General features: G+C 63.3%; 12 protein-coding genes. 6 read left to right on the plus strand and 6 right to left on the minus strand.

All coding sequences use genetic code 11. The annotated features are described in order from the left end of the window. The first annotated feature begins 36 nt into the window (after window positions 1-36). The 3 genes from AC27VN_RS20885 (at window position 37) to AC27VN_RS20895 (ending at window position 3,068) form a co-directional block, all read left to right on the plus strand. Complete coding sequence (locus AC27VN_RS20885) at window positions 37-1,008, plus strand: NAD(P)H-dependent flavin oxidoreductase (protein ID WP_395348931.1); 972 nt, start codon at window positions 37-39, stop codon at window positions 1,006-1,008. An 805-nt stretch (window positions 1,009-1,813) separates the two neighbouring features. Continuing rightward, complete coding sequence (locus tag AC27VN_RS20890; RefSeq protein ID WP_490877743.1) at window positions 1,814-2,602, plus strand: hypothetical protein; 789 nt, start codon at window positions 1,814-1,816, stop codon at window positions 2,600-2,602. A 37-nt stretch (window positions 2,603-2,639) separates the two neighbouring features. Then, window positions 2,640-3,068 (plus strand): hypothetical protein, encoded by a 429-nt coding sequence (locus AC27VN_RS20895; RefSeq protein ID WP_490877744.1) that lies wholly within the window; start codon window positions 2,640-2,642, stop codon window positions 3,066-3,068. Between the two features lie 215 nt (window positions 3,069-3,283). Here AC27VN_RS20895 and AC27VN_RS20900 read toward each other — a convergent pair whose 3' ends face one another. From AC27VN_RS20900 to AC27VN_RS20920, 5 genes are all read right to left on the minus strand, one after another. Continuing rightward, the gene (locus AC27VN_RS20900; protein ID WP_490877745.1) at window positions 3,284-3,688 is read right to left on the minus strand and encodes a hypothetical protein; all 405 of its coding nucleotides are present in this window, start codon (window positions 3,686-3,688) and stop codon (window positions 3,284-3,286) included. A 171-nt stretch (window positions 3,689-3,859) separates the two neighbouring features. After that, on the minus strand, window positions 3,860-4,111 hold the full coding sequence (locus AC27VN_RS20905) for a hypothetical protein (protein WP_490877746.1): 252 nt from the start codon (window positions 4,109-4,111) through the stop codon (window positions 3,860-3,862). A 114-nt stretch (window positions 4,112-4,225) separates the two neighbouring features. Then, the gene (locus tag AC27VN_RS20910; RefSeq protein WP_490877747.1) at window positions 4,226-4,678 is read right to left on the minus strand and encodes a hypothetical protein; all 453 of its coding nucleotides are present in this window, start codon (window positions 4,676-4,678) and stop codon (window positions 4,226-4,228) included. 197 nt (window positions 4,679-4,875) lie between these two features. Next, window positions 4,876-5,592: a hypothetical protein gene (locus AC27VN_RS20915; RefSeq protein WP_490877748.1), complete on the minus strand. Its 717-nt coding sequence runs from the start codon at window positions 5,590-5,592 to the stop codon at window positions 4,876-4,878. Between the two features lie 370 nt (window positions 5,593-5,962). Next, on the minus strand, window positions 5,963-6,340 hold the full coding sequence (locus tag AC27VN_RS20920; RefSeq protein WP_490877749.1) for a hypothetical protein: 378 nt from the start codon (window positions 6,338-6,340) through the stop codon (window positions 5,963-5,965). Window positions 6,341-6,703: 363 nt separating this feature from the next. Here AC27VN_RS20920 and AC27VN_RS20925 point away from each other — a divergent pair, with 363 nt between their 5' ends. Genes AC27VN_RS20925 through AC27VN_RS20935 form a run of 3 tightly spaced genes read left to right on the plus strand, consistent with a single transcriptional unit; the run spans window position 6,704 to window position 9,655 of the window. Then, on the plus strand, window positions 6,704-7,273 hold the full coding sequence (locus tag AC27VN_RS20925; RefSeq protein ID WP_057598344.1) for a TRAP transporter small permease: 570 nt from the start codon (window positions 6,704-6,706) through the stop codon (window positions 7,271-7,273). Continuing rightward, the gene (locus AC27VN_RS20930; protein ID WP_490877750.1) at window positions 7,270-8,568 is read left to right on the plus strand and encodes a TRAP transporter large permease; all 1,299 of its coding nucleotides are present in this window, start codon (window positions 7,270-7,272) and stop codon (window positions 8,566-8,568) included. Before AC27VN_RS20925 ends, AC27VN_RS20930 begins: the two co-directional genes overlap by 4 nt. Window positions 8,569-8,617: 49 nt before the next feature. Then, entirely contained in the window at window positions 8,618-9,655 is a 1,038-nt protein-coding gene (locus AC27VN_RS20935; protein WP_490877751.1) for a DctP family TRAP transporter solute-binding subunit, read from the plus strand. Window positions 9,656-9,680: 25 nt separating this feature from the next. Here AC27VN_RS20935 and AC27VN_RS20940 read toward each other — a convergent pair. Next, window positions 9,681-10,412 (minus strand): GlxA family transcriptional regulator (locus tag AC27VN_RS20940; protein WP_490877752.1); only part of this gene is annotated, 732 nt, incomplete at its 5' end.

A 10,412-nucleotide genomic window follows, 5' to 3' on the forward strand; every position in this document is an offset into this window, starting at 1 on the left:
CGAGCTGGTGAAGACGCTGTAAGAGGAAGCGCCCGCATGAAGACCCGCATCACCGAGCTGCTCGGCATCCGCTACCCGATCGTGCAGGGCGGCATGCAGTGGGTGGGCCGCGCCGAACTGGCCGCGGCCGTCTCCAACGCCGGCGGCCTGGGCATCGTGACCGCGCTCACGCAGCCCACGCCCGACGACCTGCGCCGCGAGGTCGAACGCACCCGCGCACTGACCGACAAGCCCTTCGGCGTGAACCTCACCATCCTGCCGGCCGTGAAGCCGCCGCCCTATGCCGAGTACGTGCAGGCGATCATCGACAGCGGCGTGAAGATCGTGGAGACCGCGGGCAACAGCCCGAAGGACTTCATCGAGGCGCTCAAGCGCCACGACGTGAAGATCGTCCACAAGTGCACCTCGGTGCGCCATGCACTGTCGGCCGAGCGCAATGGCGTCGACGCCGTGTCGGTCGACGGCTTCGAGTGCGCGGGCCATCCGGGCGAGGACGACGTGCCGGGCCTCATCCTGCTGCCGATCGCGGCGCGCAAGCTGCGCATTCCGATCATCGCCTCGGGCGGCATCGCCGACGGCCGCGGCATGGCGGCCGCGCTGGCGCTCGGCGCCGAGGGCGTGAACATGGGCACGCGCTTCTGCGTGACCAGGGAAGCGCCGATCCACGACAACATCAAGCAGGCGCTGGTGGACGCGAGCGAACGCGACACCAAGCTGATGTTCCGCACCATGCGCAACACCGCGCGCGTGTTCCGCAACGCGATCTCCGAAGAGGTGGTGGCCACGGAGAACCGTCCGGGCGGCTGCGAGTTCGAGGAGATCCGCCCGCTGGTGGCCGGCGCGCGCGGCCGCGCGGCGCTGGAGTCGGGCGCGGTGCAGGACGGCGTGGTCTCGGCTGGCCAATGCATCGGGCTGATCGACGACATCCCGACTTGCGCGGAACTGCTGGAGCGCATGGTGCGCGAGTGCCGCGAGCATCTGGACCGGGCGCGGTCCTGGATGGACTGAGTCTTTTCTTGCTCGCTCGCATCGGGGGGCGATCACGCCGACGGGGCACCTTGCTCCGCGAATGTCCCCCGGCCTTCGGCCTCCTCCTTGATTTCGCTGCGCAAGGCACCCCATCGGCGTGATCGTTGAGCCGCTGCGAGCCGACATCACACAGTCCCGCGAGGCGCGCGCGCAGCGCATCGCGGAAGCTGCATCTAGTCGCGGTTGCCTCGACTTCGTGCCGAACGGCACGGCAGCTTGCCGGCTTCTTCTCTAGAGTGAATGCCCCTCTCACTCGATACCCCAACTAGGGGAGAAGAAAGGCGCAACACACCCAACACCACCGAGATGTTTGAAGGCTGCTCGCCTCGCGGCAGGTTGTCGGTGCGAAAGCAGCGATGCAGATGCGAGGTATCAAAAGGCGACGGCCAGGATGTAGCGAGCACCCTGACCGTCTAACCAAGTTCGTGCAATACCCTCGAAAGGACGCACAAAAATGGCTACCAAGACTATAGCCCGGCGTCGCACGCCGGTATCTCCCGGAGAAACCGCCCAAGGCCCGGGGGATCTCCTCGAAAACACCCTTTCCCAACTCGAAGCTCTACTGTGGGTCTGCCACGGTAAAGACATCGATTGGTGCAGCGGTGATGGGCCTCGACAACTGGACAACCTGCTCTGGCTTGCGGCTGGACTTGCACGCGAAGCGGGGGTGTTGTTTCAGATGAGCGAGAAGGCGCGGCATGGAGCGCTTGAGGCTGGCGGGTAGGGGCTGGTCTGCGGGCTGCGGGTTCGCGGCCCGCTCTGTGAGGACAGGTCCCTTGGCGCGATGGCTGAAGCCTTCGTGATGGAGAAGATTCGGTTTGGTAGAGGCTTGAAGGGTTGGTCTCGGTGGCAGCTCTATGCTCCATGCCGATCGTCGACAAACAATGCGAGCAGCCTCCTTGGAAAGATTGCCAACATTCTTTGGCCCTGCGCGAGTAGGTATTCGCGACCAGAGCCAGACATTGCGAGCAGAAGGCAAAATCCGACCATCGAAGCTGACATTGGGGAAGTGATGGAGCTGGCAGCGAATGCGAAGGTCTTGCGATGGTTCCGGGAGTACCGCGCATATTGCAGTATTGGACTGTTGGTCATTGCTGGCTTGATGTTGATGCACCGAGCAGAAATGAGGGCTCCCGCCGAGAAGACCCTCACGGTGCGTGACGCAATGCTGGAGTACGTCGGCCCGATAGAGAAAGCAATCAGCAGGTCTGGCATCAACCATGGAACGACGAAGTTCGACGCCGATCTGGGCATTGGCGTCGCAAACTACATTGACCACGATGAACTCATGCTGAGACTGCGGCCCGTTCTCTATCTTCCCTTTGCATCGATTCTCAGCGTCACACAAGAGCAAGCGGGCGCCGTTGAAGCCGCCGGCCCCAGATTGCGGATAGGGATTCACTTGGGAGAGGTCGTCACGTTGGAGGGTACTGCTGGACCCGTTCTGTCATATCAGGCATATGTCGGGAAAATCGAGCAACGTCGCGACTTCTGGTTGATGGGGGCCATCGTGGCAGCAGCAGTCGCCCTGGCCATCTATGTTGGGACGTCGCGTGTACGCATGCGCGAGTAGCGACGCAGTCGGCCACAACCGGTCCTTCGAGCCCTGCATGATGTCGAACTACAGCCACTTATGGGACGGTACCGAGCCAGGCTGGGTACTTTTGCAGGTCCATCGACAGACATCGACCCTCGCGGTGCTGTTTGATGAGCCCGGAGCGACCCTTCAAGAAATCCAGGCACTACGCCGCGTGGTGCCCGAATTCACTGCACTGCCTGCCCAGCAGGCCGTCCTGCAGCTTCGCGGACGTTGGCGCATCGACCTCGGGGAAATGGAGTCTCGGGAAGCCCGAAGGCTGATTAAGAGGCTGCGGGATCGCGGCCTACGCGTGGAAGAGCAAACGCTGGACCGCAGTGGTTACCTGCCGTTCAACGAAGTTTCGAAGATGGCACTGCTCATTGAAGATGAGGTTGAAAGTAGAGCCGTGGCAGCCGAAGCTTTGAGGCAAGGAATCCCGGTTCGACAGGTCGAGAGCTAAATCACTTCAGAAGGCTTGGCTACTCAAACGACCGGGACGAATGGCTGCTCTGGAGCAAGCCCGAATTCCGCTTCGGGCCCATTGCGGTCATTCGTGATCTGCGGTAGCGGACATTCGCAGCGAAGCTCCCTAACGCCCCACCAGCGCCTTGTGGTGCGTAGCTTATCAAGTCAAATTTCCTGAGCAATGACGAAAAGCCCTGACAAGGCCGCCCTTTAATTTTTCAAAGTTATCTCGATACCGCCATGAATTTCCATCACATGCACATAGGGTATCGACACTAGTATTCGACGACAGCTATCAACATCGTTCGCGACAACTAACTGCCCCATTGGCCGCAACGTCTGCATGACCTTCAAGCTCTCTATCTCATCAAATCGCAGGTCATCATCGTCTGTCACTGTTTCATTTCCGAGCTTGGATGCGTCAGGGACAATCATGTAGGAAATTTCCCCCGAGGTTGTTTTCCACTCTGCAAAAACTCTGCCTACTGGAGCGAGATGAGAAAGAATGTTTTTCCAGATGTTTGAATTCAATTTCGAATAATTAGCTGTTCGGGTATGCAAGCTTTTCTCTTCTAGCGCGCCGTAGCCTTCTTCTGTAGTGGCATTGCGCGGCATCAGGTCAAACGTGCCGAACCCGCTGCAAGACGCAACACTTCCGTCAGGCCAGTGAGGGTGATCGCGAGGAAGACCACGTTCGCTCCTTTTTGATTGCGTGGATGACCGAGTGACCGCTTCTGGCCGCATCCTGCCACACCTGCGCCGCCGCTATCGGGGCCAAGAGCCGAGCTAGTCGACGTACCCGGCCTCTTTCAGATAGTGCGCAATCAGGGCGTCTAAGTCCTCGTCCGACACTTCAAATCCACTTTCCAAATTCGACCACCGGCGTATGGCGATGAAAGCGCCTGGACTGAGGTTCGGATACTCAAGCCCGAGGATAATGTCGAGCGCCCGCGCGTCGAGCGAGCCATCGGCCTCCATCAAAGACTTGAAGAGCTTCGAGGCAGGTCTTCCCGATACAAGAGACTCCAACATTTGCATGAACCTCAGAGAAAAAAGGGGAGTGATAAGCGCGCGTCCACTTCGAGGCCCTCGTTGAAAGGTAGATGCGAGTGACCGGTCCTGGCCGACTGTAGCCAGCTGCCGTCCTCGCTCCTACGTCGCTCCAACACCCGTTTGCGATACGCGCTTGGTCGGAGCTTCGGCGAAGTTCCAGCCGGAGGCAGTCAGCAACTCGTTCCAATTGACCGCATCGTAGGTGTAGTCGGCCTTGAAAGAACCGTCGCCTCTCGACACACGGAACTTGCAATGGGAGAACGGGCCTTGCGAGCGGCCCGCGAGGCTGGCCCGTAGCGTTCGGAGCAGGCCATCGAGCGCAGGCGGAGCGACGATTGCCACTTCGTCAAGGCCAGTGGCCGTGCGGATAAGGTAGCTTCCCGTCAGGTCGCTTTGCTCGTCATCGACGTAGTAGTCGAGGACCAGTTCATTCCACCCCGATTCAAGCAGCGGCGACACGCTGTCCAGAATCGGCTGAAACAGCTCCGCTGGGTCCTTCAATGCCTTCTCCTTGTTGTGCGAACGAGCCAGTCGGCCGAAATCAGACTGCATGCGCGACCGACTCCTTTTGGCCGGATTCTGCCGTAGCAGGCTCCGGCCGCCCTCAGCGGAGAGCCATCTCACTCCAGAAATCATTCCGGCCAGGCGGACGACACGGTCGCGAGGCCCCACAGAAGGAAACTGGACGATCGCAGTGAGCATTGGGCAATGGACCAAACTCTGCGCTCTAGCCCTCACCGCCCGGTCGACTAGTCGACCGGGCGATTTTCGCGCAGGTGCTTTTGCAAGTCCCGCTCGGCCAGAAACGACAGCAGGTCCTCCATCTCCACCCTGGAACTCTGTCGGCGGATGATGTTCAAGCGTCGAATGGCAATGTTTTCGCGCTGGTAGGCATGAAGCTTGTGATGACCATCAACAATGAACTCATCCCATGCCTTGCAATGCGATATGGTGACAACGACTGGTCGCTCTCCACATTGAATTGCTTGTGCGTGACGATCTATCGTGGGCCGAGACAAGGCTGCTCGGGGATGAGAGGCAATCATGGCCCCGAAGCCGGGATAGAACTGAGTTACGTCCAATGCCATCTCCGGCCGCACTTCGTGCTCCACAACGTACGAATCGGCTGGCACGTCTTCCAGTACGAAGACGTACTGCCCAGGCACCAAGATGGCAGCAACCTCTTGGAAATGCTTCCTCAATGGCTGGTCGTCCGGAACGGGAGCCTCCACGGAGCGCCTTAGTCGCGTAAGTGCGTGATTCTGTTGAGACGCGACGGCACGCACGAGGTGCTGACCCACGCTTCCTTCGCAATCCGCCCAGTAGGCCGCGACGATCTCATGTGAAATCCGTAACACCGCCTCAAAATCATCGACCCGAACGTCGAGTACTCCACCTGGCGACACTGCCACGACTTCTTCCTCTCGGAGGACTTTGTGGCTCTGCGGATGGAAGATTCCGCTCACGCTGTTGCTCATAGGCGGGGTGGCATCTAGATGTAGTTAGGAGGGCTCGGTGCGGTTACCGGACTCGATATCGTTTGCCTGGAGTTCTACGCTGCTCAAACTGCCGCCACGACAGGAGACCTGCCATTGGCCGAGCTGCGGTTCAAGGAGCTTCGCGGCCGAAACAGACGCTTGCCGGGAGTGAAATGCACTGACTTTGCGCGCCTAGCCAACATACCACTGATCGATTCGATATGAGATCTTCTCAACTTTGAATCCCGTAGCAGCCGCAAATTGATCGATCTGCTCGGCGATGTCGACCGTGATGACACCCCACACATGGAGTCGGACCTCAGGCATTGCTGCGACTGGGCTATTCCAGAGCAGCCATTCACATGTCTCGCCTCCAGACTCTGGCAATGCTCATCGACTCATCCAACTCGACCCAGAGAAGCGTATTTGGCATGCGGAGATCCACCGGAAGTTGGACCGCAGGCACATCACGCGGAGCACCGCCGTCGGCAAGTCCATTGCCAGGATGCAACAAGACCCGTATCTGCCCCCTCGCAAGCGAGCCGAAGACAACCGCAGGGACTTTTTTCAGCCAATCGGCTGGGTACTTCTCTTTTTCGATCAATTGGTCCTCCTCGTCCGATGCCAACACTTCGATTTGCACCGTGGCTGCGAAGGTCTGCTTCTGGCCGCATTCTGCGACGGAGCCGAGCCGACTGCCGGCAACCCGTCCGAGGCGAACGTTGAGCGTAGTCACACCAAAGTCGACCGCGGTCGAACCACCCACCTCACCCCCGCACCCACCATGCACAGGGCACCGGGTGCTTCCCGCAGCGAAATCAAGGAGGAGGCCGAAGGCCGGGGGACATTCGCGGAGGGAAGCACCCGGTGTCCTGTGCACGCCCCGGACGCCCCAGGCAACCGCCCATAGCCGCCAAAACGCAGAAAACCTACCCCTTCCAGCGCCCCCAAAGCCCAGGCCACAGCTAAGGAAACCCCCGATATATCAGTGGACATTGACGCCCCAGAATCGACGCCAGCTCCCCTGTCGAGGTGTACGGATCGCGTCCCGGCGACCGCCCGGTGACATGGCGCCTGCCCCAGCTGCCCGTTTCCTCCGATGACCACTCCTCCTGAGTCCGGCCCCACGCTGGACGCCGCCAGCCCCCTCCCCCCCGACATCGAAGCCGCCGACGAGCCCACCAAGGTGCCCCTGGGCATCGAGGACTGGCTCACCGTGCTCATCATGGGCGCGCTCGCGCTCATCACCTTCGCCAACGTCCTGGTGCGCTACTTCACCGACTCCTCCTTCGCCTGGACCGAGGAGTTCTCCGTGTTCCTGATGATCATGCTGGCGCTGGTCGCCGGCTCGGCCGCGGTCGCGCGCGATCGCCACATCCGCATCGAGTACTTCGCCGAGAGCGGCTCGATGGCCCGGCGCCGCCGGCTGGCCCAGTTCGGCGCGCTGATGATCGCCGCGCTGTTCGGCCTGATCGCCGCGCTCAGCGTGCGCATGGTCTGGGACGACTACCGCTTCGAGGAGACCTCGCCCGGCATCGGCGTGCCGGCCTGGTGGTATTCGATCTGGCTGCCGATCGTGTCGCTGGCCATCGCGCTGCGCGCCATCGGGCTGTTCGTGCGGCGCGGCCGCAAGCACAAGAACAACGACCAGCAGGACGCCGCCGAATGATCGCCACGCTCCTGTTCGTCGCCTTCCTGCTGATGATGCTGGTGGGCGTGCCCATCGGCGCCGCGCTCGGCCTGGCCGGCGCGGCCTGCATCGCGCTCGCCAACACCGACGCCCAATGGTTCGGCCTGCTCGCGGTGCCGCAGAACTTCTATGCCGGCCTCGGCAAGTACCCGCTGCTCGCCATTCCGATGTTCGTGCTGGTGGGCTCGATCTTCGACCGCTCGGGCGTGGCACTGCGGCTCGTGAACTTCGCCATCGCCATCGTGGGCCGCGGCTCCGGCATGCTGCCGCTGGTGGCGATCGCGGTCGCGATGTTCCTCGGCGGCATCTCGGGCTCGGGCCCGGCCAATGCCGCCGCCGTGGGCGCGGTGATGATCGCCGCCATGTCGCGCGCCGGCTATCCGGCCGCCTACTCGGCCAGCGTGGTCGGCGCCGCCGCGGCCACCGACATCCTGATCCCGCCCTCGGTGGCCTTCATCGTCTACTCGGTGCTGGTGCCCGGCGCCTCGGTGCCCGCGTTGTTCGCCGCCGGCATGGTGCCCGGCGTACTGGCCGGCCTGGCGCTGATGATTCCGGCCGTGTGGCTGGCGCGCAAGCACAAGATGGGCGCGCTCGAATCCACCCTGCCGCGCCCGCCGTTCTGGAAGAGCTTCCGCGAAGCCACCTGGGGCCTGGCGGCGCCGGTGCTGATCCTCGGCGGCATGCGCGCGGGCTGGTTCACGCCCACCGAGGCCGCCGTGGTCGCCGTGTTCTACGGCCTCTTCGTCGGCATGTGCATCCACCGCACCATCAAGGTCCGCGACCTGTTCGTCATCCTGCGCGAATCGGGCGAGCTCTCGGCGGTGATCCTGCTGGTGGTCTCGCTCGCGGGCATCTTCGCCTACTCGCTGTCGACGCTCGGCGTGATCGATCCGGTGACGCACGCCATCGTCAATTCGGGCCTGGGCGAATACGGCGTACTCGCGCTGCTGATCCTGCTGCTCATCACGGTCGGCATGTTCCTCGACGGTGTCTCGATCTTCCTGATCTTCGTGCCGCTCTTGCTGCCGATCGTTCAGTACTACAAGTGGGACCCGGTCTGGTTCGGCGTGATCCTCACGCTCAAGGTCGCGCTCGGCCAGTTCACGCCGCCGCTGGCCGTCAACCTGATGGTGTCGTGCCGCATCGCCAAGGTGCGCATGGAGGAGACCGTGCGCTGGGTCGGCTGGATGCTGTTCTCGATGTTCGTGGTGATGGTGCTGGTGATCGCCTTCCCCGAACTCGCGCTGTGGCTGCCGCGCAAGCTCGGCTACTGACGAACGTGCCCGCGGCCGCCCGACTTTTTTCAACGAGGAGATAGATCAGATGAAATTCCGCCGCACCCTGCTCGGCCTCGCCGCCGTCGCGACCGCCCTGGGCATGTTCTCGTCGGGCGCCATGGCGCAGGCCACCTACAAGGCCGAGTACAAGATGTCGCTGGTGCTGGGCCCGCCCACGCCCTGGGGCCAGGCCGGGAAGATCTGGGCCGACCTCGTGAAGGAGCGCACCCAGGGCCGCATCAACATCAAGCTGTACCCGGGCGTGTCGCTGATCCAGGGCGACCAGACGCGCGAGTTCAGCGCGCTGCGCCAGGGCGTGATCGACATGGCCGTGGGCTCGACCATCAACTGGTCGCCGCAGGTCAAGCAGCTCAACCTGTTCTCGATGCCCTTCCTGATGCCCGACTACGCGGCCATCGACGCCCTCACGCAGGGCGAGGTCGGCCAGGAGATCTTCAAGACCCTCGACAAGGCCGGCGTGGTGCCGCTGGCCTGGGGCGAGAACGGCTTCCGCGAGATCACCAATTCGAAGCGGCCGATCAAGACGCCGGCCGACGTCAAGGGCATGAAGATCCGCGTGGTCGGTTCGCCGATCTACTCCGACATGCTGACCGCGCTGGGCGCCAACCCCACGCAGATGAGCTGGGCCGATGCACAGCCCGCGCTCGCCAGCGGCGCCGTCGACGGCCAGGAGAACCCGCTGTTCCTGTTCACCGTGCTCAAGATGCACACCGTGGGCCAGAAGTTCGTGACCACCTGGGGCTACGTCGCCGACCCTCTGGTGTTCGTGGTCAACAAGGAGATCTGGGCCTCGTGGACGCCGGCCGACCAGGCCATCGTGCGCCAAGCCGCGCTCGACGCCGGCAAGGAAGAAATCGTCATCGCACGCAAGGGCCTGGTGGAAGCCGACAAGCCCGTGCTCAAGGACATCGCGGCCATGGGCGTGACCGTCACCAGCCTCACGCCCGCGGAACGCGACGCCTTCGTGAAGGCCACGCGCCCGGTGTACGAGAAGTGGAAGCCGACGGTGGGCGCCGACCTCGTGGCGCGCGCCGAGAAGGCGATCGCGGCGCGCAAGAAGTAAGAAGCGCCGCGCGGGCCGGTGCGCCTCAGTTGCGATAGCGGCTGGGGTTCGCGCCCGCCACCTTCTTCATCAGGCGCCGCAGCGCGGTGGCGTCCTGATACCCGACGGCGCCGGCCACCTGGTCGACCGTCATGCGGCTGGACTCGAGCAGCGCCCGCGCGCGCCGCAGCCGCACGCCCTGCAGCAGCGCCTGCGTGCTCTTGCCGGTGGCTTTCATCACGTGGCGCGCGAGCGTGCGCTCCGACATGCAGAACTCGCGCGCCAGCTCGCTCACCGAGGGCGGTGCCGGCAGCGCCGCGTCCACGCGCGCCGCGAGCCGTGCCACCAGGTCGTTGCCGTTGGCCAGCAACTCGGGAACGATGAACGGCGCCTGCGCCTGACGCCCGTCGATCAGCAGCAGCCGCGACACCAGATCGGTGAGCACGCTGCCGCAACGTTCGCGCAGCAGGTGCAGCATCAGGTCGGTCTGCGCGAAGGCCGCGCCGGCCGTGACCACCGGACCGTCGGCGCAGACCATGCGGTCGACGTCGACCGTGCAATCGGGCGCCATGCGCTTGAGCAATGCGGCATACCACCACGAGGTGGTCGCGCGGCGGCCCTGAAGCAGGCCCGCCGCATTGAGCAGGAACACCGCCGAGCACGAGGCCGCGACCTGGCCGCCGGCGCGCGCATGGCGCGCGAGCCCATCGATGGCGCGCGCGGCGTCCTCGCTCTCGAGGCAGTGGCGGATCTGCTCGGGCGTGTCGAGTCCGAGCCC

It is taken from the genome of Variovorax sp. 20P10.2.4 (assembly GCF_058244205.1).

Coding starts and splice junctions, on each gene's coding strand:
- AC27VN_RS20885 (WP_395348931.1), top strand. CDS start 37: ATGAAGACCCGCATCACCGAGCTGCTCGGCATCCGCTACCCGATCGTG.
- AC27VN_RS20890 (WP_490877743.1), top strand. CDS start 1,814: ATGGCTGAAGCCTTCGTGATGGAGAAGATTCGGTTTGGTAGAGGCTTG.
- AC27VN_RS20895 (WP_490877744.1), top strand. CDS start 2,640: ATGATGTCGAACTACAGCCACTTATGGGACGGTACCGAGCCAGGCTGG.
- AC27VN_RS20900 (WP_490877745.1), bottom strand. CDS start 3,688: ATGCCGCGCAATGCCACTACAGAAGAAGGCTACGGCGCGCTAGAAGAG.
- AC27VN_RS20905 (WP_490877746.1), bottom strand. CDS start 4,111: ATGCAAATGTTGGAGTCTCTTGTATCGGGAAGACCTGCCTCGAAGCTC.
- AC27VN_RS20910 (WP_490877747.1), bottom strand. CDS start 4,678: ATGCAGTCTGATTTCGGCCGACTGGCTCGTTCGCACAACAAGGAGAAG.
- AC27VN_RS20925 (WP_057598344.1), top strand. CDS start 6,704: ATGACCACTCCTCCTGAGTCCGGCCCCACGCTGGACGCCGCCAGCCCC.
- AC27VN_RS20930 (WP_490877750.1), top strand. CDS start 7,270: ATGATCGCCACGCTCCTGTTCGTCGCCTTCCTGCTGATGATGCTGGTG.
- AC27VN_RS20935 (WP_490877751.1), top strand. CDS start 8,618: ATGAAATTCCGCCGCACCCTGCTCGGCCTCGCCGCCGTCGCGACCGCC.